The organism is Pseudomonas sp. LARHCG127 (assembly GCF_052871455.1).
Genome location: NZ_JBIXJT010000002.1, coordinates 474,345 through 499,742 on the forward strand (window position 1 = coordinate 474,345; position 25,398 = coordinate 499,742).

Annotated in this window: 25 protein-coding genes; 11 read left to right on the forward strand and 14 right to left on the reverse strand. The window is 58.7% G+C overall.

Annotation, left to right across the window (positions count from 1 at the left end; translation table 11 throughout):
* Position 1 precedes the first annotated feature (1 nt).
* The 3 genes from recF (at position 2) to gabP (ending at position 5,227) form a co-directional block, all read left to right on the forward strand.
* Positions 2-1,105 carry a DNA replication/repair protein RecF gene (recF, locus tag ACIPQ1_RS05505; protein WP_092167953.1) on the forward strand — a complete coding sequence of 368 codons (1,104 nt, stop codon included), beginning with the start codon at positions 2-4 and terminating at the stop codon, positions 1,103-1,105.
* 5 nt (positions 1,106-1,110) lie between these two features.
* On the forward strand, positions 1,111-3,528 hold the full coding sequence (gene gyrB, locus ACIPQ1_RS05510; RefSeq protein ID WP_186706457.1) for a DNA topoisomerase (ATP-hydrolyzing) subunit B: 2,418 nt from the start codon (positions 1,111-1,113) through the stop codon (positions 3,526-3,528).
* Between the two features lie 304 nt (positions 3,529-3,832).
* The gene (gene gabP, locus ACIPQ1_RS05515) at positions 3,833-5,227 is read left to right on the forward strand and encodes a GABA permease (RefSeq protein ID WP_446533724.1); all 1,395 of its coding nucleotides are present in this window, start codon (positions 3,833-3,835) and stop codon (positions 5,225-5,227) included.
* 120 nt (positions 5,228-5,347) lie between these two features.
* Here the strand turns inward: gabP and ACIPQ1_RS05520 are convergent, their stop codons facing one another.
* Positions 5,348-6,082, reverse strand: a complete 735-nt coding sequence (locus ACIPQ1_RS05520; protein WP_186706455.1) for a response regulator transcription factor — start codon at positions 6,080-6,082, stop codon at positions 5,348-5,350.
* 218 nt (positions 6,083-6,300) lie between these two features.
* On the opposite strand from ACIPQ1_RS05520, the gene ACIPQ1_RS05525 reads away from it, so the two are divergent.
* Complete coding sequence (locus tag ACIPQ1_RS05525; RefSeq protein ID WP_186706454.1) at positions 6,301-7,818, forward strand: sensor histidine kinase; 1,518 nt, start codon at positions 6,301-6,303, stop codon at positions 7,816-7,818.
* Between the two features lie 201 nt (positions 7,819-8,019).
* On the opposite strand, the gene ACIPQ1_RS05530 is transcribed toward ACIPQ1_RS05525, so the two are convergent.
* From ACIPQ1_RS05530 to glyQ, 4 genes are all read right to left on the reverse strand, one after another.
* On the reverse strand, positions 8,020-8,799 hold the full coding sequence (locus tag ACIPQ1_RS05530; RefSeq protein ID WP_250961599.1) for a lysophospholipid acyltransferase family protein: 780 nt from the start codon (positions 8,797-8,799) through the stop codon (positions 8,020-8,022).
* A gap of 80 nt (positions 8,800-8,879) precedes the next feature.
* Complete coding sequence (gene gmhB, locus ACIPQ1_RS05535; RefSeq protein WP_411386045.1) at positions 8,880-9,413, reverse strand: D-glycero-beta-D-manno-heptose 1,7-bisphosphate 7-phosphatase; 534 nt, start codon at positions 9,411-9,413, stop codon at positions 8,880-8,882.
* 3 nt (positions 9,414-9,416) lie between these two features.
* On the reverse strand, positions 9,417-11,471 hold the full coding sequence (gene glyS / locus ACIPQ1_RS05540) for a glycine--tRNA ligase subunit beta (protein ID WP_446533725.1): 2,055 nt from the start codon (positions 11,469-11,471) through the stop codon (positions 9,417-9,419).
* Positions 11,468-12,421, reverse strand: coding sequence for a glycine--tRNA ligase subunit alpha (glyQ, locus tag ACIPQ1_RS05545; RefSeq protein ID WP_003177094.1), 954 nt, complete (start codon positions 12,419-12,421; stop codon positions 11,468-11,470). The genes glyS and glyQ overlap by 4 nt, the downstream gene beginning before the upstream one ends.
* Positions 12,422-12,502: 81 nt before the next feature.
* Between glyQ and ACIPQ1_RS05550 the strand changes: the two genes are divergently transcribed.
* From ACIPQ1_RS05550 to ACIPQ1_RS05570, 5 genes are all read left to right on the forward strand, one after another.
* On the forward strand, positions 12,503-13,060 hold the full coding sequence (locus ACIPQ1_RS05550) for a DNA-3-methyladenine glycosylase I (RefSeq protein ID WP_250961595.1): 558 nt from the start codon (positions 12,503-12,505) through the stop codon (positions 13,058-13,060).
* Positions 13,061-13,103: 43 nt separating this feature from the next.
* On the forward strand, positions 13,104-13,991 hold the full coding sequence (locus tag ACIPQ1_RS05555; protein ID WP_411386047.1) for a lysophospholipid acyltransferase: 888 nt from the start codon (positions 13,104-13,106) through the stop codon (positions 13,989-13,991).
* A 387-nt stretch (positions 13,992-14,378) separates the two neighbouring features.
* Positions 14,379-15,104 carry a hypothetical protein gene (locus ACIPQ1_RS05560; RefSeq protein WP_446533726.1) on the forward strand — a complete coding sequence of 242 codons (726 nt, stop codon included), beginning with the start codon at positions 14,379-14,381 and terminating at the stop codon, positions 15,102-15,104.
* A gap of 130 nt (positions 15,105-15,234) precedes the next feature.
* On the forward strand, positions 15,235-15,588 hold the full coding sequence (locus ACIPQ1_RS05565) for a VOC family protein (RefSeq protein WP_411386049.1): 354 nt from the start codon (positions 15,235-15,237) through the stop codon (positions 15,586-15,588).
* A gap of 506 nt (positions 15,589-16,094) precedes the next feature.
* Complete coding sequence (locus tag ACIPQ1_RS05570; protein WP_434651200.1) at positions 16,095-16,454, forward strand: DUF6124 family protein; 360 nt, start codon at positions 16,095-16,097, stop codon at positions 16,452-16,454.
* A gap of 160 nt (positions 16,455-16,614) precedes the next feature.
* Here the strand turns inward: ACIPQ1_RS05570 and ACIPQ1_RS05575 are convergent, their stop codons facing one another.
* Both ACIPQ1_RS05575 and ACIPQ1_RS05580 read right to left on the reverse strand, forming a co-directional pair.
* Positions 16,615-17,085: a hypothetical protein gene (locus tag ACIPQ1_RS05575; protein WP_411386050.1), complete on the reverse strand. Its 471-nt coding sequence runs from the start codon at positions 17,083-17,085 to the stop codon at positions 16,615-16,617.
* Positions 17,082-17,210 carry a lipoprotein gene (locus ACIPQ1_RS05580; RefSeq protein WP_411386051.1) on the reverse strand — a complete coding sequence of 43 codons (129 nt, stop codon included), beginning with the start codon at positions 17,208-17,210 and terminating at the stop codon, positions 17,082-17,084. The genes ACIPQ1_RS05575 and ACIPQ1_RS05580 overlap by 4 nt, the downstream gene beginning before the upstream one ends.
* A 544-nt stretch (positions 17,211-17,754) precedes the next feature.
* On the opposite strand from ACIPQ1_RS05580, the gene ACIPQ1_RS05585 reads away from it, so the two are divergent.
* Positions 17,755-18,543: an SDR family NAD(P)-dependent oxidoreductase gene (locus tag ACIPQ1_RS05585; RefSeq protein ID WP_411386052.1), complete on the forward strand. Its 789-nt coding sequence runs from the start codon at positions 17,755-17,757 to the stop codon at positions 18,541-18,543.
* A 113-nt stretch (positions 18,544-18,656) separates the two neighbouring features.
* Here the strand turns inward: ACIPQ1_RS05585 and ACIPQ1_RS05590 are convergent, their stop codons facing one another.
* The 4 genes from ACIPQ1_RS05590 to ACIPQ1_RS05605 form a co-directional block, all read right to left on the reverse strand.
* A complete protein-coding gene (locus tag ACIPQ1_RS05590; protein WP_250961590.1) occupies positions 18,657-18,986 on the reverse strand; it encodes a hypothetical protein in 330 nt (109 codons plus the stop codon).
* Positions 18,987-19,019: 33 nt separating this feature from the next.
* On the reverse strand, positions 19,020-19,439 hold the full coding sequence (locus ACIPQ1_RS05595) for an organic hydroperoxide resistance protein (RefSeq protein ID WP_250961589.1): 420 nt from the start codon (positions 19,437-19,439) through the stop codon (positions 19,020-19,022).
* Positions 19,440-19,810: 371 nt separating this feature from the next.
* Positions 19,811-20,935, reverse strand: a complete 1,125-nt coding sequence (locus tag ACIPQ1_RS05600) for a diguanylate cyclase (protein ID WP_446533727.1) — start codon at positions 20,933-20,935, stop codon at positions 19,811-19,813.
* A gap of 301 nt (positions 20,936-21,236) precedes the next feature.
* Complete coding sequence (locus tag ACIPQ1_RS05605; RefSeq protein WP_033062452.1) at positions 21,237-21,611, reverse strand: lysozyme inhibitor LprI family protein; 375 nt, start codon at positions 21,609-21,611, stop codon at positions 21,237-21,239.
* A 641-nt stretch (positions 21,612-22,252) separates the two neighbouring features.
* On the opposite strand from ACIPQ1_RS05605, the gene ACIPQ1_RS05610 reads away from it, so the two are divergent.
* Entirely contained in the window at positions 22,253-22,600 is a 348-nt protein-coding gene (locus tag ACIPQ1_RS05610; RefSeq protein WP_411386055.1) for a DUF6124 family protein, read from the forward strand.
* Positions 22,601-22,701: 101 nt separating this feature from the next.
* Here ACIPQ1_RS05610 and ACIPQ1_RS05615 read toward each other — a convergent pair whose 3' ends face one another.
* From ACIPQ1_RS05615 to ACIPQ1_RS05625, 3 genes are all read right to left on the reverse strand, one after another.
* Positions 22,702-23,475 carry a MetQ/NlpA family ABC transporter substrate-binding protein gene (locus tag ACIPQ1_RS05615; protein WP_446533728.1) on the reverse strand — a complete coding sequence of 258 codons (774 nt, stop codon included), beginning with the start codon at positions 23,473-23,475 and terminating at the stop codon, positions 22,702-22,704.
* Positions 23,476-23,552: 77 nt separating this feature from the next.
* The gene (locus ACIPQ1_RS05620) at positions 23,553-24,215 is read right to left on the reverse strand and encodes a methionine ABC transporter permease (RefSeq protein WP_030139002.1); all 663 of its coding nucleotides are present in this window, start codon (positions 24,213-24,215) and stop codon (positions 23,553-23,555) included.
* Positions 24,215-25,222 carry an ATP-binding cassette domain-containing protein gene (locus ACIPQ1_RS05625; RefSeq protein ID WP_186706437.1) on the reverse strand — a complete coding sequence of 336 codons (1,008 nt, stop codon included), beginning with the start codon at positions 25,220-25,222 and terminating at the stop codon, positions 24,215-24,217. The genes ACIPQ1_RS05620 and ACIPQ1_RS05625 overlap by 1 nt, the downstream gene beginning before the upstream one ends.
* Positions 25,223-25,398: the final 176 nt, after the last annotated feature.

Sequence of the window (25,398 nt, forward strand, 5' to 3'; positions counted from 1 at the left end):
GATGTCCTTAAGTCGCGTCTCGGTCACCGCGGTGCGCAATCTGCACCCGGTGACCTTCTCCCCTTCCCCCCGCATCAATATCCTTTACGGCGCCAACGGCAGCGGCAAAACCAGCGTCCTGGAAGCCGTGCACCTGCTCGGGCTTGCTCGTTCGTTTCGCAGCACCCGCCTGTTACCGGTCATCCAGTACGATCAGTTGGCGTGCACGGTGTTTGGCCAGGTGGAGCTGGCGGAAGGCGGCCACAGCGCCCTGGGGATATCGCGAGATCGGCAAGGCGAGTTTCAGATCCGCATCGATGGGCAGAACGCTCGCAGTGCGGCGCAGCTGGCCGAGATCCTGCCGTTGCAGCTGATCAACCCGGACAGCTTCCGTCTGCTGGAAGGCGCACCGAAGATTCGCCGGCAGTTCCTCGATTGGGGCGTGTTCCACGTGGAACCGCGTTTCATGTCGACGTGGCAACGCTTGCAGAAGGCGCTGCGCCAGCGAAACTCTTGGCTGCGGCATGGTACACTTGACGCCGTTTCGCAAGCGGTTTGGGACAGGGAACTGTGCCAGGCCAGCGCTGAAATCGATGAATACCGCCGCGCTTACATCAAAGCCTTGAAACCGGTCTTCGAGCAGACCTTGAGCGAACTGGTTGAGCTTGAGGGCCTGACGCTCAGCTATTACCGAGGCTGGGACAAGGACCGGGAACTGAGCACCGTGCTGGCTGGCTCGCTGCAACGAGACCAGCAGATGGGCCATACCCAGGCTGGACCACAACGCGCTGACTTGCGCCTCAGATTGGGCGCACACAATGCCGCGGACATCTTGTCCCGGGGGCAGCAGAAGTTGGTGGTGTGTGCCTTGCGTATCGCCCAGGGGCATCTGGTTAGCCAGGCCCGTCGCGGTCAGTGTATTTATCTGGTGGATGACTTGCCGTCCGAGCTGGACGAAGCCCACCGTCGCGCCCTGTGCCGCTTGCTGGAAGACTTACGCTGCCAGGTGTTCATTACCTGTGTAGACCACGAATTATTGAGGGAAGGCTGGCAGACGGAAACGCCAGTCGCCCTGTTCCACGTGGAACAGGGCCGTATCACCCAGACCCACGACCATCGGGAGTGAAGGCATTGAGCGAAGAAAATACGTACGACTCAACGAGCATTAAAGTGCTGAAAGGCCTGGATGCCGTACGCAAACGTCCCGGTATGTACATTGGTGACACCGACGATGGCAGCGGTCTGCACCACATGGTGTTCGAGGTGGTCGACAACTCCATCGACGAAGCCCTCGCCGGCCATTGCGACGACATCAGCATCATCATCCACCCGGATGAGTCCATCACCGTTCGCGACAACGGCCGTGGCATCCCGGTAGACGTGCACAAAGAGGAAGGCGTTTCCGCCGCCGAGGTCATCATGACCGTCCTCCACGCAGGCGGTAAGTTCGACGACAACTCCTACAAGGTCTCCGGCGGTCTGCACGGCGTAGGTGTATCGGTAGTGAACGCACTGTCCGAACAGCTTGTTCTTACGGTTCGCCGTAGCGGCAAGATCTGGGAACAGACCTATGTCCACGGCGTGCCCCAGGCACCGATGGCAATCGTTGGCGACAGCGAGTCCACGGGCACCCAGATCCATTTCAAGGCCTCGAGCGAAACCTTCAAGAACATCCACTTCAGCTGGGACATCCTGGCCAAGCGGATTCGTGAACTGTCCTTCCTCAACTCCGGTGTCGGCATCGTCCTCAAGGACGAGCGCAGCGGCAAGGAAGAACTGTTCAAGTACGAAGGCGGCCTGCGTGCGTTCGTTGAATACCTGAACACCAACAAGACTGCGGTCAACCAGGTGTTCCACTTCAACGTCCAGCGTGAAGACGGCATCGGCGTGGAAATCGCCCTGCAGTGGAACGACAGCTTCAACGAGAACCTGTTGTGCTTCACCAACAACATTCCCCAGCGTGACGGCGGTACCCACCTGGTGGGCTTCCGTTCGGCGCTGACCCGTAACCTGAACAACTACATCGAACAGGAAGGCCTGGCGAAGAAGCATAAAGTCGCCACCACCGGTGACGATGCCCGTGAAGGCCTGACCGCGATCATTTCGGTGAAGGTGCCGGATCCGAAGTTCAGTTCCCAGACCAAGGACAAGCTGGTGTCTTCCGAAGTGAAGACCGCAGTTGAACAGGAGATGGGCAAGTACTTCTCCGACTTCCTGCTGGAGAACCCGAACGAAGCCAAGCTGGTGGTCGGCAAGATGATCGACGCCGCCCGTGCTCGTGAAGCCGCGCGCAAGGCCCGTGAGATGACCCGCCGTAAAGGTGCGCTGGACATCGCCGGCCTGCCGGGCAAACTGGCTGACTGCCAGGAAAAGGACCCTGCCCTGTCCGAACTGTACCTCGTGGAAGGTGACTCTGCTGGCGGTTCCGCCAAGCAGGGCCGCAACCGCCGCACCCAGGCCATCCTGCCGCTCAAGGGCAAGATCCTCAACGTGGAGAAGGCGCGCTTCGACAAGATGATTTCCTCCCAGGAAGTCGGCACCTTGATCACCGCGTTGGGCTGTGGCATCGGCCGCGAAGAGTACAACATCGACAAGCTGCGCTATCACAACATCATCATCATGACCGATGCTGACGTCGACGGTTCGCACATCCGTACCCTGCTGCTGACGTTCTTCTTCCGTCAGTTGCCCGAGCTGATCGAGCGCGGCTACATCTACATCGCCCAGCCGCCGCTGTATAAGGTCAAGAAAGGCAAGCAAGAGCAATACATCAAAGACGACGACGCCATGGAAGAGTACATGACGCAGTCGGCCCTGGAAGACGCGAGCCTGCACCTGAACGAAGATGCCCCAGGCATTTCCGGCGAAGCCCTTGAGCGCCTGGTCAACGACTTCCGCCTGGTGATGAAGACTCTCAAGCGCCTGTCGCGCCTGTACCCACAGGAACTGACCGAGCACTTCATCTACCTGCCGGCCGTGAGCTTGGAGCAACTGTCCGATCACGCAGCAATGCAGGATTGGCTGGCCCAGTACGAAGTACGCCTGCGCACTGTCGAGAAATCCGGCCTGGTCTACAAAGCCAGCCTGCGTGAAGACCGTGAGCGTAACGTCTGGCTGCCGGAGGTCGAACTGATCTCCCACGGCCTGTCGAACTACGTCACCTTCAACCGCGACTTCTTCGGCAGCAACGACTACAAGACCGTGGTATCCCTCGGCGCGCAACTGAGCACGCTGCTGGACGAAGGTGCCTACATCCAACGTGGCGAACGCAAGAAAGCCGTGACCGAGTTCAAGGAAGCCCTTGAATGGCTGATGGCCGAAAGCACCAAGCGCCACACCATCCAACGATACAAAGGTCTGGGTGAGATGAACCCGGATCAGCTGTGGGAAACCACCATGGACCCGGGCTCGCGCCGGATGCTGAAAGTCACCATCGAAGACGCCATTGGCGCGGACCAGATCTTCAACACCTTGATGGGTGATGCGGTCGAGCCTCGTCGTGACTTCATCGAGAGCAACGCGCTGGCGGTATCCAACCTGGATTTCTGATTCTTCTGCAGCGCTCCGCTCCAACAAAAAGCCAACGCACATGCGTTGGCTTTTTTTTACGCTTGAAAAATGTCCGCGTCCTTAAGACCCATCGGTCACAAACAGGGTAGCTGGGTAACAACCTGGCATAAAGCCTTCATTCTCAATGGGTTAGGAATCTGTGAAGAGCCCCGGTTACCGCGGGCCTCAGGTTTTCTGGCGTAAAACTTGCGTGTTTAATAACTTACACATCGTTTTTTTAAATTTACAGGAAACGATGGGATCGAGGTGGTACGAATAAATCCAAATGCCAAGGGTTGTCTCAATGAGTGGTACGCAAACTTCCGATAATCTGACGCAAGGGCTCAAGCCCCGTCATGTGACGATGCTTTCCATCGCCGGTGTGATTGGTGCCGGCCTGTTCGTCGGCTCCGGTCACGCGATCGCTGCGGCCGGTCCCGCCGTGCTGCTGGCCTACGCTGCCGCAGGTGCCTTGGTGGTGCTGGTGATGCGGATGCTCGGCGAAATGGCAGTAGCCTCGCCGGACACCGGCTCCTTCTCGACGTATGCGGACCGAGCGATTGGGCACTGGGCCGGTTTCACCATCGGCTGGCTCTACTGGTGGTTCTGGGTCCTGGTGATTCCGCTGGAGGCCAACGCTGCCGCAACGATTCTTCATGCGTGGTTCCCGGACATTGCAATCTGGTCCTTCACGCTGGTCATTACCCTGCTGTTGACGGTCACCAACCTGTTCAGCGTGAAGAATTACGGCGAGTTCGAATTCTGGTTCGCCCTGGTCAAGGTGCTGGCGATCATTGGCTTCATCGGGCTGGGTGTGATGGCAATATTCGGCTGGCTGCCCACTAGCCAGGTCAGCGGCGTTTCGCACCTGTTCGACACCCAGGGCTTCCTGCCCAACGGTATGGGCGCGGTGCTGGGGGCGATCCTGACCACCATGTTTTCGTTCATGGGCACCGAGATCGTGACCATCGCTGCGGCCGAATCGAAGAACCCAGGCCAGCAGATTTCCAAGGCGACCAACTCGGTAATCTGGCGGATTGGTTTGTTCTACCTCGTCTCCATCTTCATCGTCGTGGCCCTGGTGCCTTGGAACGACCCGCTCCTGGCCAGCGTCGGCTCCTACCAGACGGTGCTGGAACGCATGGGCATTCCCAATGCCAAGCTGATCGTCGATATCGTAGTGTTGGTGGCGGTCACCAGTTGCTTGAATTCGGCGCTGTACACGGCCTCCCGGATGATGTTCTCGTTAGGCAAGCGCGGTGATGCGCCGGCCGTTTCCCAGCGCACTAACAAGAGCGGTACACCTTATTGGGCGGTGATGCTGTCGACCGGTGCGGCCTTCCTCGCGGTGTTTGCCAACTACGTGGCACCGGCGGCGGTCTTTGAATTCCTGCTGGCCAGTTCGGGTGCCATTGCGTTGCTGGTGTACCTGGTCATCGCGGTTTCGCAGCTGCGTATGCGCAAGCAACGTATAGCCCGTGGTGAAAAAATCGCCTTCAGCATGTGGCTGTTCCCTGGCCTGACCTACGCGGTGATTCTCTTCATCGTCGGGGCCTTGACCATCATGCTGTTCCAGGAAGCCCACCGTGTGCAGATCCTGGCGACGGGGCTGCTCAGCATGCTGGTGGTCGTGTCCGGATTGCTGATACAGCGCCGCCGGATCGCAAAGGCTGGGGGCTTGGTGCGGACGGTCAGCTGATATCCATTGCGGCGAGGGAGATTGCTCCCGCTTGAGGACGGAGCACTCACAAAAAAGGGGCTGCTGCGCAGCCCAGCGGGAGCAAGCTCCCTCGCCACAGAGGTATCCAACTGACCTTTTTTAACTTGCGACAGACGCCTCACTCCCCGCTGCCACACTCTCCAACCGATACCCATACCCATAAATCGTCAGCAACTGCCAACCCCGATCCGCCGTCAGCCCGAGCTTGTTGCGCAGACGGTAGATGTGGGTGTCGAGCGGGCGGGACGAGGTCATTTCCTCATGGGTCCAGAAGCGTTCGTAGAAGTATTCCCGGGACAGCGGCCGGCCCAGGTTGGCGAACAGGCACCGGGCCAGGCGGTATTCCCGTTCGGTCAGGCTGATGGGAATGCCGGCGCGGGTGATGGTCAGTTCGGCGTCGTCGAATGCCAGGTCATTGAACACCAGCACGTCGCTGGCGGGCGCGCGTTGCAGGTTATGACGGCGCAGCACAGCGGTGACCCGGGCCTTGAGCTCGTTGGGCCTGAAGGGTTTGCTCACGTAGTCGTCGGCACCGGCGTTGAGGGCCTGGACGATGTCGTGTTCGCCGTCGCGGCTGGTCAGCATGATGGCGGCCGGTGGCGAATCCATGTGTTCGCGGGTCCAGCGCAGTAGCGAGAGCCCGCTGAGGTCGGGCAGTTGCCAGTCGAGGATCAACAAGTCGAAGGTTTCCCGGCGCAATTGCCGCAACAGGTCTTCGCCTCGCTCAAAGCTGTGCAGGGTCCAGGCTGGCTCGTTCCTGCCGGGGATTTGTTGCAAGGTCTGCTCTACCCGGCGCAGCTCGGCCGGTTCATCGTCCAGTATGGCGACACGCATGGAATGCGATTCCTTGATCTCGAAAATAACGGACATCTTCAGGTGGGAATGAAAGGCCGCCAGGGGCTGATCCATTGACCTGTCGCTGGCTGCGACAATACCGGCTCGCCGCCCGCAGGGAAAGGCAGCAGCGCGCCACCCATCGAGTTCGTTATAGTCGTGGGCTTGATACAGACCTGTGAAGAGATCCCCAGTTCTTGAGTTCGGCCAGGAGGCCTATGAGTAACCAGCGTCGCCGTGAGAGTCGTGAGCCCACCCAGGTCCAGCGGTTGTTCCGCCAGTTGGTGCGGGAGTGGTTGTGGATAAGTCTGCTGCTGTTGCCGTTGACGGCCTTGCTGTCATTGAGCAGCCAATCAACGGGCGACCATTCAGGTGCTGCGTTGTTGTCGGTATGCCTGGTGGGGGGCGTATTGGGTTTGTTGCTGCTGCGCCCGCGCCTGGCCTTGTGGACAACCGTGGGCGGCATGAGCCTGGCCTTGCTGATCAGCGCCGTACTGGGCGCGCAGGGTTGGTGGTGGTCGCCCATGGCCAGTGTGCTGGGCATCATGTTCGGCTACTTGATTTGGAATTGGCGACGCCTGAGTGTGGTGCTGGCCTATTTCGGCTGGGAGCTGGCGCGTCTGGACGCGGAGCCCAAGGTTTTTCCGGAACGTCGTCGTACTTCATACACCGGCAGCGATCGTTTGCAGGGGCAGATCATGGCCCTGGAACAAGCCATGAGCCGAACCCGCGACACCCGGCGCTTCATCGCCGACGGCCTGGAATACCTGCCCGTGGCGACCATGATCAGCGATCCTCAAGGCAAGTTGCTGCTCGGTAATCGCAAGGCCCGTGAGCTGTTCGGCCATGGCCTGGCGGGCGGGGATGTGCTCGAGCATCTCGCGCAATTGGGTTATCCCGGGTTGGAGCATGGGGCGCATCACCGGTTATCCACACTGCCCTTGGTGGAGTTTCGCGATATTCGCGAGCGCAGCTTGCGCCTGGAACGGGCGGCACTGTTCCCGGTTGATGGCGATGCGCCGATTGGCTGGTTGCTGAGCCTCACGGATCTGAGCGCCGAACGTGAGGCGGAAGAACAGCGTAGCGTCATGCTGCGTTTCCTCTCCCATGATTTGCGCGCGCCTCACTCGGCAATCCTTGCGCTGCTCGATGTGCAGCGGCACCAGGCGGGCGGCGATCATCCGTTGTTCGACCAGATCGAGCGCCAGGTACGTCGCGCGCTGGACCTGACCGAGGGCTTCGTGCAATTGGCCAAGGCGGAATCCGAGGCGTATCAGTTCCAGCCCACGCTGTTCGCGATGCTGGTGCTGGATGTGCTCGACCAAGCGCTACCCATCGCCCAGGCAAAGCGCATCCAGTTGGTTCATGAACTGGAAGATGAAGAGGCGATGGTGAGGGCGGATCAATCGTTGCTGACCCGTGCGCTGTTCAATCTGCTGGAAAATGCCATCAAATACAGCCCGCCCGACGCCTGCATTTCCCTGCAGGTGCATTGTGCGTCGGGCTGGTTGATCTGCAATGTCGCCGACCAGGGCAAAGGCATCAGCGCCGAAGAACTGCCGGACCTGTTCAGCCAGTACCGACGATTTTCGTCGGCCCAAGGGGTGGATGGCATTGGCCTGGGATTATCGATGGTCAAGGCGGTGGTGGACCATCACGAGGGGAAAATCGAGTGCCACAGCGTAGTGGGCAAGGGGACGACGTTCAGCCTGCGCTTCCCGTTGCTGGAAGATTAAAGATCGCAGCCTTCGGCAACTCCTACGAGGATTGGATAGGTCCTGTAGGAGCTGCCGAAGGCTGCGATCTTTTGAGTGCTATAAAAACTTATGCACCTGAACACGGCTTTTATGTGTTTAGGAAATATGTATTAAAAACAAATACATACAGCATAAAAACAACGAATTCCGAAAAAACGGTACACAGGTTATCCACAGATCTCAAACAGCGGCTTGTTCCGTGGGGACTTCCGCCACAGGGCCGGGAGGAAGCGAGCCCATGTCCCGTTGTGCCTGTTCATTCCAGGCTTGTACGCGGTCATTGAGCTCGGCGATGGCGCGGGGGCCAGTGCCTTCGGCATACATCGGCGCGCCGATCACCACGGTGATGACGCCCGGCGTCCTGATCCAGCCAGCCTTTGGCCAGAATTTGCCGGCATTGTGTGCAATCGGCAGCACCGGCAGTTCAGCGTTCACCGCCAATGCGGAACCGCTGCGGGAGAACTTTCCAACCGTCCCGTAAGGAACACGGGTGCCCTCGGGGAAGATCAGCACCCAGGTGTTGTCCCTCAGCAGCTCGTCACCCTTCTTCGCCACTTGCTTGAGCGCCAGTTTGGGGTTGTCGCGATCGATGGCAATCGGGCGCAGCATCGCCATGGCCCAGCCGAAGAACGGTACGAACAGCAGTTCACGCTTGAGAACCTGACTCAACGGCTCGAAATAGGCCGAGAGAAAGAACGTCTCCCAGGTGCTCTGATGGTTGGACTGAATTACGCAGGGCCGGTCCGGCACGTTCTCGGCGCCCTTCACTTCATAGCGAATGCCCAGGAACACCTTGCTCAGCCACAGTGCGCAGCGGCACCAGTACACGTTGATGAAACGGTAGCGCGCCCGGAACGGCAAAAAAGGCGCGATAAAAAAACTCAAGGAACACCACAACAAGGAACTGGTGCCCAGCAGCAGGTAAAAGAGGAAGCTTCTGATGGCCTGCAATATCGACATAGCGGCGTTTACCGTTGCGGGCACTGCCCGCCTGTTTAAGCGCTTCCCGAACAGTCCTTGATCAGGATGTCTTGGGAGCTCTAATTGTGGATAAGTTCAGCGGCAATCGCCGCCAGGTCGTCAAAAATCAAGGTGCCCACCGGCAGGGTCTTGCCCAGAGTCTTCTCGCCTTTCCCGGTCTTTACCAAAACTGGCTGACAATCGACGGCCTTGGCCGCCTCCAGGTCACCGAGACTGTCACCGACGAACCACACACCTGCCAAAGCCACATCGTAATGCGCGGCAATGGTTTTCAACATGCCCGGCTTGGGCTTGCGGCAATCGCAGCCGTCGTCCGGCCCGTGCGGGCAATAGACGATCAAGCCGACTTCCCCGCCCTGCTCCGCCACGAGGGCGCGCAAGCGCTCGTGCATGGCATCGAGGACGGCGAGGTCATAGTAACCGCGGGCAATGCCCGACTGGTTGGTGGCCACTGCCACCGTCCAGCCGGCCTTGCTCAACTGCGCGATGGCTTCGATCGAACCGGGCAGCGGCAGCCACTCCTCCACCGATTTGATGTAAGCATCGGAGTCGTGATTGATCACCCCGTCCCGATCGAGAATCAGCAGTTTCAAGCGTTACCCCAGCAGCGAAATATCGGCGACGCCGAGGAACAGCCCACGCAGACGCGCCAGCAGCGCGTAACGGTTGGCCCGTACTTTGGCGTCTTCGGCATTGACCATCACCGCCTCGAAAAACGCATCCACCGGCTCGCGCAGTGCCGCCAGGCGTGCCAGGGTTTCGCTGTACTGACGCGCTGCCGCCATTGGCTGGACCGCCTGGTCCGCCTGCTGGATCGCCGAATACAGGGAGAACTCGTTGGCATTGTCGAAGTACTTGGCTTCGACGGTGGCCGCGATGTTGCCTTCGGCCTTGCCCAGCAGGTTCGACACCCGCTTGTTCACCGCCGCCAGCGCGGCTGCTTCCGGCAATTTGCGGAACGCCTGCACCGCTTGTACGCGCTGGTCGAAGTCAAGGGCGGAGCCCGGCTTCAGGGCGCGCACCGACAGGTAGGTCGCAACGTCGACGCCTTCATCTTCATAACGCGCACGCAGGCGGTCGAAGATGAATTCCAGCACCGCATCGGCCAGGCCGGCGGCCTTGACCTTGCTGCCGAACGCATTCACGGCGAACGCCACGGCGTCGTTCAGGTCCAGGTCCAATTGCTTGTCGATCAGGATTCGCAACACGCCCAGCGCCGCGCGACGCAGGGCATACGGGTCTTTGCTGCCAGTGGGCAGCATGCCGATGCCGAAGATGCCGACCAGGGTGTCGAGTTTGTCGGCGATCGCCACCGCCGCACCGGTCAGGGTGGTCGGCAGCTCAGCGCCGGCACCGCGAGGCATGTACTGCTCGTTCAGTGCCAGGGCCACATCTTGCGGCTCGCCATCGTTGAGGGCGTAGTAGTAACCGGCGACGCCTTGCATCTCCGGGAACTCACCGACCATTTCGGTGGACAGGTCGCACTTGGACAGGATGCCGGCACGGGCGGCGCGCTGGGCATCGCCGCCGATGCGTGGGGCGATGAACGCCGCCAGTTTCGATACGCGCTCGGCCTTGTCGTAGACGCTGCCGAGCTTTTCCTGGAACACCACGTTGCGCAGGCGCTCGTTGAAGCTTTCCAGGGGTTGTTTCTTGTCTTGCTTGAAGAAGAACTCGGCATCGGTCAGGCGCGGGCGAACGACTTTTTCGTTACCGGCGATGATCTGCTGCGGATCCTTGCTTTCGATGTTGGCGACCGTGATGAAGCGCGGCAGCAACTTGCCTTCGGCGTCCAGCAGGCAGAAGTATTTCTGGTTGTCCTGCATGGTGGTGATCAGCGCTTCCTGCGGCACTTCAAGGAAACGTTCCTCGAACGAGCACACCAGCGGCACCGGCCATTCCACCAGCGCGGTCACTTCGTCCAGCAGATTGGCCGGCACGATGGCGGTGCCTTCCTGCAGAGTGGCCAGCTCTTCGGTGCGCTTGCTGATCAGTTCGCGGCGCTCGTTGGCGTCGGCCAGCACGTAGGCGGCACGCAGGTCGGCCAGGTAGTTGGCCGGCGAGGTGATGCGCACGCTTTGCGGGTGATGGAAGCGGTGACCGCGGGAATCGCGACCGGCCTTCTGGGCCAGGATCGTGCAATCGATGACCTGGTCACCGAGCAGCATGACCAGCCATTGAGTTGGACGTACGAACTCTTCCTTGCGCGCAGCCCAGCGCATGCGCTTGGGGATCGGCAAGTCATTGAGCGAGTCTTCGACGATGGTCGGCAACAGGCTGGCGGTCGGCTTGCCCTTGATGCTCTGGCTGTAGCGCAGCTTCGGACCGCTCTGGTCGATTTCGCTCAGGTCAACGCCGCACTTCTTGGCGAAGCCCAAGGCGGCCTGGGTCGGGTTGCCATCGGCATCGAACGCGGCCTGGCGTGGTGGGCCGTCGAGGTTGATGCTGCGGTCCGGCTGTTGGGTCGCCAGGGCGGTGATCAGCACGGCCAGGCGGCGCGGCGCGGCGTACACCTGTTTGGCTTCGTAGCTCAGGCCGGCGGCTTGCAGGCCCTTGTCGATACCGGCCAGGAACGCATCGGCCAGGGTGTTCAGGGCTTTGGGTGGCAGTTCTTCGGTGCCCAGTTCAACCAGAAAATCTTGAGCACTCATTGTGCAGCCTCCAGCTTAGCCAACACTTCATCACGCAGGTCCGGGGTCGCCATCGGGAAGCCCAGCTTGGCACGGGCCAGCAGGTAGGCTTGCGCAACGGAACGTGCCAGGGTGCGTACACGCAGGATGTATTGCTGGCGCGCGGTCACGGAAATCGCCCGGCGTGCGTCCAGCAGGTTGAAGGTATGGGACGCCTTCAACACCATTTCATAGCTCGGCAACGGCAGCGGCTGGTCCAGCTCGATCAGGCGCTTGGCTTCGCTCTCATAGAAATCGAACAGCTCGAACAGCTTCTCGACGTTGGCGTGTTCGAAGTTGTAGGTGGATTGCTCCACTTCGTTCTGGTGGAACACGTCGCCGTAGGTCACTTTGCCGAACGGGCCGTCGGCCCAGACCAGGTCGTAGACCGAATCCACGCCCTGCAGGTACATGGCCAGGCGTTCCAGGCCATAGGTGATCTCGCCGGTGACCGGGTAGCACTCGATGCCGCCCGCTTGCTGGAAGTAAGTGAACTGAGTCACTTCCATGCCGTTGAGCCAGACTTCCCAGCCCAGGCCCCAGGCGCCCAGGGTTGGCGATTCCCAGTTGTCTTCGACGAAACGAATGTCGTGCACCAGCGGGTCGAGGCCGACGTGCTTGAGGGAGCCCAGGTACAGTTCCTGGAAGTTTTCCGGGTTCGGCTTCAGCACGACCTGGAACTGGTAGTAGTGCTGCAGGCGGTTCGGGTTTTCGCCGTAGCGGCCGTCAGTCGGGCGGCGGCTGGGCTGCACATAAGCGGCGTTCCAGGTTTCCGGGCCGATGGCACGCAGAAACGTGGCAGTGTGGAAAGTGCCGGCGCCTACTTCCATATCGTAGGGCTGAAGTACCACGCAACCTTGCTCGGCCCAGTATTGCTGGAGGGCGAGGATCAAGTCTTGGAAGGTACGCACGGCTGGCGTAGGCTGGCTCACGAAATTCACCTGTTTCTTGGGCTGCGATTTAAAGAGCGGGAGTATACCCGATTCGTTCGTGCGCACGCCCCCTGGAGCCTTATGCCACGCTGCTTTTGGTGTTCTGACGATCCGTTGTACATGGCTTATCACGATCAGGAGTGGGGCACGCCGCTGCGCGATGCGCAGGGTTTGTTCGAGTTGCTTTTGCTCGAAGGGTTCCAGGCCGGGTTGTCCTGGATCACCGTTTTGCGCAAACGCGAGCGCTACCGGGAAGTGTTGTACGGCTTCGATGTGCAGCGGGTGGCGCAGATGAGCGATGCGGAAATCGATGAACTGATGCTCGACCCCGGCATCATCCGCAACCGTCTCAAGCTCAAGGCCGCCCGCCGCAATGCGCAGGCCTGGCTGGCCCTGGAAGACCCGGTGGCGTTCCTTTGGTCGTACGTAGGCGGCACACCCATCATCAATCATTTCAAGGACCGCACCGAAGTGCCGGCCATCACGCCCGAGGCAGTGGCGATGAGCAAAGGCCTGAAGAAAGCCGGATTCACTTTTGTCGGCCCGACCATTTGTTATGCGTTGATGCAGGCCTCGGGCATGGTCATGGACCACACCCAGGACTGCGACCGCTACGCCGAGTTGGTAAACGGCGGTTAGAATAGCCGGCTCGCAACACGGCCCATACATTCAGGAGTGACCTGTGGATAAGTTGAAAGGCGCCTTGCTGGTCGGCGCTCTGCGGTTGTTTGCGCTGCTGCCCTGGAGGGCAGTGCAGGCAGTGGGCTCGGCGATTGGCTGGCTCATGTGGAAATTTCCCAACCGTTCCCGCGACGTGGTGCGGATCAACCTCGCCAAGTGCTTTCCCGAGATGGACCCGGCCGAGCGCGAACGCCTGGTGGGCCAGAGCCTCAAGGACATCGGCAAATCCCTGACCGAAAGCGCCTGCGCCTGGATCTGGCCGGCCCAGCGCTCCATCGAACTGGTGCGCGAAGTCGAAGGCCTGGACGTGCTGAAAGAAGCCCTGGCCTCCGGCAAAGGCGTGGTTGGCATCACCAGCCACCTGGGCAATTGGGAAGTGCTCAACCACTTCTATTGCAGCCAGTGCAAACCGATCATTTTCTACCGTCCGCCCAAGCTCAAGGCGGTGGATGAACTGCTGCAAAAACAACGCGTACAGTTGGGCAACAAAGTCGCGGCGTCGACCAAGGAAGGCATCCTCAGCGTCATCAAGGAAGTGCGCAAAGGCGGCCAGGTGGGCATTCCCGCCGACCCGGAACCGTCCGAGTCCGCCGGTATCTTCGTGCCCTTCTTCGCCACCCAGGCCCTGACCAGCAAGTTCGTACCGAACATGCTTGCCGGCGGCAAAGCAGTCGGCGTGTTCCTTCATGCCCTGCGCCTGCCGGACGGCTCGGGCTACAAAGTCATCCTCGAAGCCGCCCCGGACGCGATGTACAGCACCGACACCGAAACCTCGTGCGCAGCCATGAGCCAAGTGGTGGAGCGCTATGTACGGGCCTACCCAAGCCAGTACATGTGGAGCATGAAACGCTTCAAGAAACGCCCACCGGGCGAGGCGCGGTGGTACTGAGGGCCTGTTGCTTCATATGAGCGAGGCTGCTTGGGATTTGTGGTGGATGCAGAAACTGTGAACACCCAAGCCCCCGGTGGGAGCCGAGCTTGCTCGCGATAGCGGTGGGTCTGCTTGCGTCGATGTTGAATGTGCCGCCGCCATCGCGAGCAAGCTCAGCTCCCACAGTTTTTCCAGGTAGCTCACAGACATCGCATCCATCCCCAACCCCTGTGGGAGCGAGCCTGCTCGCGATAGCGCTCCTGACAGCCACCGCTTAACCAACTGGCCCCACCCTCCTGTGGCGAGGGAGCTTGCTCCCGCTGGGCTGCGCAGCAGCCCTTGCTCCTAAAGCTCGGTCCTCCGCTGTCGATAACCCGATGTATCCGCCAATCATGGACCGATGAAATGGAATTCTCTGTTAGCTCTGCCGCTATCGCTCCCGCCAACACCAACCTCACCCGCTCCGACCAGAAGCTGGTAACCCATCCGCCAGCAGACGCCGTAAAGCAGTTGGCAAACGCCGGCCCTGCGGCGATCTACCACCCCAGCGACGACGCCCAGGTCATGGTGGAATCGCCAGTGGTCATCGAAACCTGGATCGGTCGCTCCCAATCGCCAGACTTCCCTCGATTCGCCGCACTTGCCGAGAGCGCGAAAAACACCCTGAAGACTTCTTTCGAGACCTTCCAGTCAACGCTGTCGGCAACCCATCCGGACCTGGCCGGCAAGAAATACGGCTTCACCGTCGAGGCCGATGGCCGACTCAAGGTGCTCAACACGGCCGGCCAACTCAGCAGCGCAGACACCCAGCGGCTGACCGATTTGCTCAATGAATCCAGCGACCTGAAAGCCTCAGCCGTTGCGTTCCGCGACGCCTCTATCGACATGGTCGACGCCGACTCGCCCTGGTCCGGCAGCTACCTGGGCCTGTACAACCTGACCAAGGAAAACTTCGCCGGCACCATCGACTTGGCGCCGATGCTCAAAAGCAGAAGCTCTATGTCTCCCCAGGAGTTTTCGGACGGGTTGTTTTTCAACCAATTGGCCTACAAAGGCGAACGGGCGACGCGAGAGACGGAAGCCGCGATGCTTGCACGGCGTGCTGCGCAGCGATTCAGCGCGCAGGCCTGAAAGGTTGGGGCTACCGAATCTTGCCCAACCCCTGTGGGAGCGAGCTTGCTCGCGAAGAGGCCGGCACATTTACATGAATGTCGGCTGATGCCCTAAGCTTGCTTGTCCCCCACTCGCCAAGGAAGCATCAATGGGCATTCGCGGAAAAGACCGTCAGATCGATAACATCGAGTTCAATGTCAACGACATCGCCCGAAGCAAAGCCTTCTATGGCGGTGTGTTTGGCTGGAATTTCGTCGACTACGGCCCGACCTACACCGAATTCAGCGACGGTCGCCTGACCGGTGGCTTCACGACCGGCGAACCGGTGCGCCCGGGCGGCCCGTTGATCATCTTGTACGCCGATGACCTCGAAGCGACCCAACTCAGGCTCAAGAACGCAGGCGCTACCATCAGCCGTGACGTATTTGCCTTTCCAGGCGGTCAACGTTTCCACTTCATCGACCCGGACGGCTACGAGCTGGCGGTGTGGTCGGCTGCCTGATCACCCTCGATCAAAGCCCCTCGCCACTTCAGCCCATCTGACCTGAGGTGCCCCAAATGGGCCCAAAGCTCACCATTGTGGCGAGGGGATTTATCCCCGCTGGGCTGCGCAGCAGTCCCCACCCAGCCCGCCCATTACTACAGACAATCCCTACACATCGTCTGTTGTTTATCCCTATGCCCAAATCCCTCCACCCACCCACACATCCTTGCGCCTTTACCTACAACTACGCCAGAACCCGCCCGCTTGTGCGCCTTGCCCCGGGTTCTATTGTCTTCCTGCCACTGCCCATCAGCGGTCGGGTTTAGTAGCCCGTGGTTTTCCCGCAAGATGCATGAGTTCTCCACTCAGGCAGGTATCCCAATTCCTGTCCTTTGATGGTGGCTGTGCGCAGGGCGCTTCGGCGCGCCGCAATGCTGGAATCTCCGGTCTACTAACCTGCGTACAGCCGCCACCCCTTCTTTTAGTAGGGAAGAGGTTGCGGCCTAACTGAAGGATTTCAGCTTATATTCAAACCAACGCCCAATCCGCCCAAGGCGGACCAAGCCTCCTCGCAAGCCAAATCCAATACCAGGAAACTCGACGAAACCGCCGAGCGCGTCCTGGATCACTACCTGTCGCCAAAACCGGCACAGCCCGAAGATGTACCCAAACCCGGCCAGATATTCATCGTCGCCAAAGACGTCGACAACGAATGCCTGCTCGCCAACCTCAGTGAAACCCTGGCTTCGGCCGAGGCGATGATTGCCGATCTGGCGTTTGACCTGAATGGCTCGCGAGGTCATTCCGCGCTGGGGATTCAACAGCTGATTGAGCTGAGTACGATGATGGCGAATCGGGTGTTGGATAATGTCGAAGCTCGATAATAGGTAAACATCCGCCCAATAAAGCAGCCTGACACTTTGCATTTGGTTTGCTTTATTGAACTGTTGTTTCCTCTTAACTGCTGCATACCGAAGTGAGGCTAGGAGGCTGGAGGTAAGAGGTGGTACTAGCCCACTACCAAGAAACGAGCGCTAGGGGAGATCATTTACGTTTGGAAAGAAGCACTCTACGCCCTTCCTGTACCGCAACTCTAATAAGCTCTGCGGAATCCTGGATTCTCGCTGCCTCGCTGTTAGCCTTTAAAAAGCTCACTGCTTGATTGAGCAAGAATTGACCCGCTTCGTTATAAGCCAGTTCTCGAGCATCTATACGGGCCAGCGCTTCATTGCTGATGACCTTCATCTGATCGCTCGCGCACTGTACAGCAGCAGCCTCATACTCCGGAGGATGCTCGGGTGGGATGTGCAGCTTCTCTGCGCACCCCATCATAACCAATGCTGTAGCACCCGCCTGATCTTCTTGAAACCGCTGCATGGAAACACGTCTCGCTTCCGAAGTTGCGGGTGAAGGTTGGGCTTGTGAGAAAGCCGGGTTGGGTTCTTTTTTGTCTGCTGCGCAGCCTCCAAGAAGTCCAACTACGGCCAAAGATCCTGCCAACAGAATATTTTTCATCTGCTGAACTCGGAAAAAACGAATTTTTTCTGGCCAGAGCTGTTGGTGTTTTGAGCTGTTGATTGGCAGCCAGTGAGAAGGTAAGTTAGCAAAAACACAAACAATGTTTTTTTCATATGACGCATCTCTGCCTTTTTCGCCTTAGTTGAAGGCTATTTGTTATGGTTTTTTTAGATGAGTAATCTTTAAATTGATCAGCGGCCCAATTTTGGACGGGATGACTAATTTAACACTGACCAGACTAGCTACGACGCTGTAACTTGCTCGAAAATTATTTTGGTCTGGAGGCTACCATTTTGACATCATAGTTGTCTACAGATAATCTTAAAATGGTTCTAATGGCAAGTTTTTAGGAAATGAATGCTAGGAAAGCCGAAAAAGAACCATTTGTTTCTGTCGTTACTGTGAGCAAGAACAGATTTATTTCCCAGGGGGCTGAATGCTTCTCCCTTTCTCTCTTGCTTTGGCATCTCAGCGTTCAGTAGTCCATTTCAGCAGATCTCAAACCAGCGAAAAGCGCAAATCGCGTCCATGATTAACCTCCGGCGATATGAAGACGTTGGGATGGACGACTATTTGAGATGGTAAAAACTCATCTCATACTGTTCGGAGGTATCCGCACTCACAAATATCGCTCAGCCCTCTGATCCATTACTAAGGAGTCATCCCATGAAAATCGACTTCACCGGCCGTCACGTCCTAATCACTGGCTCCACCAGCGGTATCGGTTTTGCCACAGCCAAAGGCTTCCTCGAATCTGGCGCCCACGTGGTCATCAACGGTCGCAGCGAGAGCAGCGTGGAGGACGCGTTGCAGCGCTTGGGCGCCCTTGCTTCAAATGCCACCGGTTTTGTGGGCGACCTGAGCAATGCGCCTGGCTGCCAGGCACTGATCGCCAAACACCCGAGCTTCGATATCGTCATCAACAACCTGGGCATTTTCAAACAGCAAGACTTCTTCGAAACGCCAGACAGCGAATGGCAGCGCTTCTTCGAAACCAACGTAATGTCCGGCGTGCGAATTTCCAGGGCCTACGCCCAGGGCATGGTCGAGCGCGGTTGGGGGCGGATTGTGTTTGTCTCGTCGGAATCGGGCGTGAACATTCCTGCTGACATGATCCACTACGGCTTCACCAAAACCGCGCAACTGTCCATCGCTCGCGGCCTGGCCAAGCGCCTTGCCGGCACGGGTGTGACGGTGAACTCGGTGTTGCCAGGGCCGACCCTTTCCGAAGGCGTTGCCCAGATGCTCCAGGCAGACGTCGAGCGTAGCGGGGAAAGCCTGGAAAAGGTCGCGGCAGATTTCGTCAACGAGCACCGCAGCACCTCGATCATCCAGCGCGCGGCGCGTGTCGAGGAAGTCGCCAACATGATCATCTACGCCAGTTCGGAACAGGCTTCGGCCACCACCGGAGCGGCGTTGCGCGTCGATGGCGGTGTGGTGGATAGCATCGTTTAGGACTTATGACACGTTGAAAAAAACGCCGCTTCGTCGTGAGAGATAAGCGGCGCTTTTGTTTTGGAAGCAACATGGGTGGGTTCGACCGGCTTTCGGAGTGATGAAGGGATCGTTCAGCTCACTCTGTTTTCCATCAGACGATCCGAGCCGCCTTCGGCCACGCGGTTTTGGATCAGGCGATCCGAACCACCCTCGGCGACACGGTTTTGGATCAGGCGATCCGAGCCGCCCTCGGCTACGCGGTTTTGGATCAGTCGATCCGAGCCACCCTCGGCGACGCGGTTTTGGATCAGTCGATCCGAACCGCCCTCAGCGACACGGCTTTCGATCAGGCGATCCGAACCACCCTCAGCGAACGTAGGTTGAACAAAAGTAGTCGCAAACGCGTTGCTGAGCGACAGAGCCAGAAGCGAGCCAACGAGAGTTTTGCCGAGAGTGTTCATGTCCTGATCCTTTTAATTCGTAGATGAAGTGAGTTAGACGGTGACGTGCAAACGGACGTCGACGTTGCCGCGAGTCGCGTTGGAGTACGGGCAAACCTGGTGAGCCGCGTCGACCAGCGCTTGAGCATCGGCTTGATCCAGGCCTGGCAGGGTGATGTGCAGGTCGATGTCCAGGCCGAAACCGCCAGGGATCTGGCCGATGCCGACGTGTGCCGTGATCGAGGCGTCAGCAGGAATGCTGCGTTTGCTCTGGCTGGCGACAAACTTCAATGCGCCGATGAAGCAGGCCGAGTAGCCGGCGGCGAACAACTGCTCAGGGTTGGTCGCTTCACCACCAGCGCCGCCCAGGGCTTTTGGAGTGGCCAGTTTCACGTCGAGAATCTTGTCGCTGGAAACAGCACGGCCATCACGGCCACCGGTGGAGGTTGCGACTGCGGTGTAGAGAACGTTCATGGTGTTTCCTCGCTTGCTGATGGGTTTGATCAATTTAGGTCTGCGCTAAATGTTTGTGCGCTAACCAGTTGAGATAAAGTTAACGGATGAATAATTAGCGCGCAAGATAAATTTTCAAAGATTTGTCGTTTTTGGATTAAACAATTGATCTAAAAGGAAATTTATTTTTTAGGCTCTGCGGTATCGCTAGCCCGCGTGGGCCGCAAGGTAAGCCAAGGAGAAGGAGTTTCCAGGGAAATCAGCAGGGCCAGCGCAGTGGCAGGCCTTCATAGAGAGGAAAATTCATAAAGCAGAATGATGGGTTTTTCGATCGTTCCCACGCAGAGCGTGGGAACGATAAAAATTCAACGGATGATGCAAAGCCAACCCAACTAAGCAACCGCCACTCGATTACGCCCCAACGCCTTCGCTCGATACAGGGCCTTATCCGCATCGTTCATCAAGCTGTGAAGGTCCTTATTACAGGCCCCCGTCGACGCCACGCCAAGGCTGGCGGATATGCCCTGAACAGGCTCGATCATCAAACCCGAAATCGTATCGATGAGCTGTTCTGCAATTTGGGTCGCGACTTCGATGGACGTATCCGGAAGCAGAATGGCGAACTCTTCCCCACCGAGTCGTCCGTGGATATCGGTTGCCCTAAACGATGAACTGATCACCGTCCCCATCTCGCGTAAAACCTGATCCCCCACCTGATGGCCGTAGGTGTCGTTGATGTGCTTGAAGTGATCCATGTCCAACATGACGGCACACAACCCTAACCGGCTGCTCTTACATTCGTCATAAAGCTGCTGGGCATGCTCGAAAAAAGCCCGCCGACTCTTCAGGCCGGTCAGTTCATCGGTTTGTGCGGCACGGGTCGAAATGCTGTTCGCCTGTTCCATTTCACGGGTGAGTCGAAAGGCGATTTCCAGTGCCTGGGACATTTTGTGCGTGGCCCGGGCGGCAAATGCCGCAAACACCAGGATCGAAAGGGCCATGCCAACTTGGATCGGCGACGGTTGAAACAGCAGCCAGGCGGTGCACGGGAACAGCACCACGCCAATGGAAGCCAGCGTCATGTCGCGGTAAGCCGAATAGCAGGACACCGCGCTGACGGACATTCCGACGGTAAAGAGCATGACCAACGCCTGGGACAACAGATCGTCCGCCGGCATGAGCACAAACGCCCCGCCGCCCCAGATGCTGGCGGACAGCACCAGCGTGACCCAGTATCGGCGCTCCCAGCGTTGAGGCGTGCGCTCACTTTCGTCGCTGCGGAAATAGGCGACAAACATCGCGATACGCAACAGCGTCGATGCGGTCAGGATGGCAATCCACCAAAGAATGACGCTGTGCTCAAACCGGTCCCAGCACAGCCAACTCAGCATGATGGCCGCCAGGTAACTGCCGAAAACCGCAGAAACGGACTGGCGAAACAGTTGCTGCAATCGGTCCGTTCGCACCTGCTCGGCTATGAAAGAAGCCTGGCCGTTCCGAGATCTTGGACCATCCATTTGATCCACCTGATCGTAACGCAACGAAAACGGCGATTGTGGCACCCTGCCACCAACGCAAACAACTGAATTACACCCAAGGCCCCGATTGAACCGAAACCCCGTGGCGAGGGAGCTTGCTCCCGCTGGGCTGCGCAGCAGCCCCAACCATTCCTACAGACAAACTGCATCATCTTCTTTACAGGAATCAGGCTGGGATCAATCCTGCCTTCCGATAGCTCAAAATCAGATCATCGAACCCGCCAAAGAAAAACCCGACGTGTTACGTCGGGTTTTTCAGCGAGGGCAAGTTGTTTACGGGTTACTCGACTTGCGACAGCTTGGCGTCGTCGCAACCGGCAGCACGGCACTCGCGTTCGACAGCCTTGAGTATGACGATACGCGCCTCGGTCTTCTCGTTGGCACAGTCCAGGTAGAGCAGGCCATCGTTGGAACAGGCGCTGTCACGATTTTTGATCCACTGGATTTGAGCGGCTTTCACCTTTTTCTTTTGATCCGGGTTCAGGGCACTCATCGTCTTTTTATATTGATCGTTGATGTCCTGATCCGACTGAACCATTTTCAGCGACGCGCAATAGGTTCTGTCATAGGCGTTTCTAGGGTTATCGCAACTCATCGCGGATGCCGATGCGGATGCCATTGCCAGCAATGCCCCAACCAACAAAGACTTGATCACTGATTTCTCTCCCTGAATGCCCTCTATTGATTAGAGGTCGCGGCGGGAATTTATCATGAGGGTCGTAGAACAATGAAGCGGATCCTAGGGTTCATTCGGCCCGAACACTGGGCAAATGCGGATAGAGGTTCGGGAGCCAGTGATTGCTGAAAAAGCCTGCGTCGTTCCCGCCCTCGCCGAATCCCCAACCGGTCAAACGTGGCGAGGGAGCTTGCTCCCGCTGGGCTGCAAAGCTGCCCTCACCCACCCCGAAAAATACCTACAGACAAACCCGTCTAGCCCAATTTACGGGCCAAAACCAAGCCCTGTTTATTCCGCTGGCGCGATCCTTCCGTCAAGCTACGAATCCTTGCGCCATTGCCTACAACTACGCCAGAATCCGCCCGCTTGTGCGCCTTGACCATGGGTTCTATTGTTTTCCTGCCACTGCCCATCAGTGGTCGGGTTTAGTAGCTCGGTTAGTCATCTACGGTTGCATGAGTGTCATCCAGTCAGGCGTTTGCCTGCACTTGATGGTGGCTGTGCGCGAGGCGCCTTCGGGCGCGCCGGGTTTGGTGACTTTACCGGTCTACTAACTTGCGCACAGCTGCCTCCTTTCGTTTAGTAGCGAGATGGTGGCGGCCCTATATAGGAAAGTCCCAATGTTCAAACCTACTCCGAACCCTCCAGAGACAGGCCACGCCAAATCCAAGGCAAAAAAGCACGACGAAGCCACCAAGCGCGTCTTGGATCACTATCTGCTACCGAAACCGGAAAAATCCGAAGATGCGTCCCAACCGGGCCAACTCTTCACCGTCGCAAAAAACGCCGACAACGAATCCCTCCTCGCCAACCTCAGCGAAACCCTGGCGGCAGCTGATGCGATGGTCAGCAACCTGGCCTTCGACTTGGAAGGCCAGCGGCGCCATATCCTCCTAGGCATTCAGCAGTTGATTGAATTGAGTTCGTTGCTGGCGAATCGGGTGTTGGATAACGTTGATCCGCGATAGCCCGTGATCTTGCGGGTCTTTCCGTGACGCCGCATATTTCCGAGCATAAAAAAACGGGCCTGCATTCCCACGCAGCCCCGTTTTTTCACCACCTAATCAGCTCAAAACGCCGGCAAAACCGCGCCTTTGTACTTCTCAAGAATAAAAGCCTTCACTTCCGGCGTATGCAGCGCCGCAACCAGCTTCTTCATAGCCTCGCTGTCCTTGTCATCCGGACGGGCCACCAAGATGTTCACATAAGGCGAGTCGTTACCTTCGATCACCAGCGCATCCTTGGAAGGATCAAGCTTGGCCTCCAACGCATAGTTGGTATTGATCAACGCCAGATCCACCTGAGTCAGCACCCGCGGAATAGTCGCCGCTTCCAACTCACGGAATTTCAGATCCTTTGGATTCTCGGTGATGTCCTTGGTGGTGGACAGGATGTTGCCCGAGTCCTTCAACTTGATCACCCCAGCCTTCGCCAGCAGCAACAGCGCACGGCCGCCGTTGGTGGCGTCGTTCGGGATCACCACGTTAGCGCCGCCTGGCAGTTCGGTCAGTGCCTTGTACTTGCTGGAATACGCGCCCAGGGGTTCCAGGTGCACACCGGCCACGCTCACCAGATGCGTGCCCTTGGCCTTGTTGAACTCATCCAGGTACGGCTGGTGCTGGAAGAAGTTGGCGTCCAGGCGTTTCTCCGCGACCTGTACGTTCGGCTGGATGTAGTCGGTGAAGACTTTGACCTTGAGGTCCACGCCTTCCTTCGCCAGGGCCGGTTTGACGAATTCGAGGATTTCCGCGTGGGGCACCGGCGTGGCCGCGACGGTGAGGGTGTCGGCGGCGTGGGCGGAAAACGCTGCGGCGGCAGCGAAGGCAACCAGTAGTTTTTTCATTCAGCTAACTCCTTGTGGGGCGCCTGCTCTTGGCGCCTGCCAGCGAATGGCCGGCTCATGTTTATTGGCCCGAGGCCTTATTTTCTAGAGAAATGCACAACCAGTTTGTCGCCCACGGTCTGTAGGACTTGCACCAGCACCAGCAGCAACACCACCGTGACCACCATCACATCGGTCTGGAAACGCTGGTAGCCGAAGCGGATCGCCAGGTCGCCCAGACCACCGGCGCCGACCACACCGGCCATGGCCGTGTAGGACACCAGCGTAATCGCTGTCACCGTAATCGCTGCAAAAATGCCCGGGCGGGCTTCTGGCAGCAAGGCGTTGACGATGATTTGCCGCGTGGTCGCGCCCATGGCTTGGGTGGCTTCGATGATGCCGCGGTCGACTTCGCGCAGGGCGGTTTCCACCAGGCGGGCGAAGAACGGTGTGGCGCCGACCACCAGCGGTGGAATCGCGCCGGCCACGCCCAGGGAGGTGCCGGTGATCAACACCGTGAACGGAATCATCACGATCAACAGGATGATGAACGGCAGCGAACGCAGGATGTTCACGATCAGCGACAGCAGCGCATAAACGCCGCGGGCTTCGAGCAACTGGCGCGGGCTGCACAGGAACAACAACACGCCCAGGGGCAGGCCGAGCAGCACGGTGAACAGCAACGAGCCGAACAGCATCAGGAAGGTGTCGCCGGTGGCCAGCCAGATTTCCAGCCAGTCGACGTTTGCAAAAAATTCCATCAGCGCAGCACCTCCATATGGACATCAGCCGCGGTGAAGCGGGCAAACGCCGCCTCCATGTCACCGCCGGTGATGGCGAGGGTCAGTTGCCCGTAGGGGGTGTCTTTGATGCGGTCGATGCGACCGGCCAGGATGCTGTAGTCCACACCGGTTTCCCGGGCGACGGTGCCGAGCAATGGCGCGTAGGTCGCGTCGCCCTGGAACGTCAGACGCACGATGCGTCCTGGGACGTGGGCGAAGTCGTCGCGCTGTTCGCTTTCGTCGATCTGCTCGTCTTCCTGGACAAAACGCTTGGTGGTCGGGTGCTTCGGATGCAGGAACACCTCGGCCACCGGGCCTTGCTCGACGATCACGCCGGCGTCCATCACGGCCACTTGGTCGCAAACGCGGCGGATCACGTCCATTTCATGGGTGATCAGCACGATGGTCAGTTTCAGCTCGCGGTTGATCTCTGCCAGCAGTTGCAGCACCGAGGCGGTGGTCTGCGGGTCGAGGGCGCTGGTGGCCTCGTCGCACAGCAGGATCTTGGGTTTGGTCGCCAGGGCGCGGGCGATGCCGACGCGCTGCTTCTGGCCGCCGGACAGCTGCGCCGGGTATTTGCGGGCGTGGTCGGACAGCCCTACCCGCGCCAGCAACTCGGCGACGCGGCGGTCGATGTCACTGCGGGACAACTCGCCGGCCAGGGTCAGCGGCAGTGCCACGTTGTCGGCCACGGTCTTGGACGCCAGCAGGTTGAAGTGCTGGAAGATCATCCCGACCTGTTGGCGAAAACGGCGCAGGCCGCTGGCATCCAGGGCGGTGACTTCTTCGCCGTCGACGATGATCTTGCCGCCCGTGGAATCTTCCAGGCGATTGATCAGGCGCAGCAGGGTACTTTTTCCTGCACCGGAATGGCCAATCAGGCCGAAGACCTGACCGTTCTCAATCGTCAGACTGGTCGGATGCAGGGCGGGGATATCCCTACCGGCAACCCGGTAGGTTTTATGGACGTTTTGAAACTCGATCACGTAGCGAACCTTGTGGGGCGCGTTTGAAAAGGATCAGCGGTTAGCCGGGCGCGCATTTTAGCCTGTCCGTATAGAGGTTCTTAGCATTTATTTGCGATTGGACCAGTCATTTGGCAATAACGCGATCAAAGGCCATAAAAAAGGAACACAGCCAAACGGCATGGGTCACTCATTAA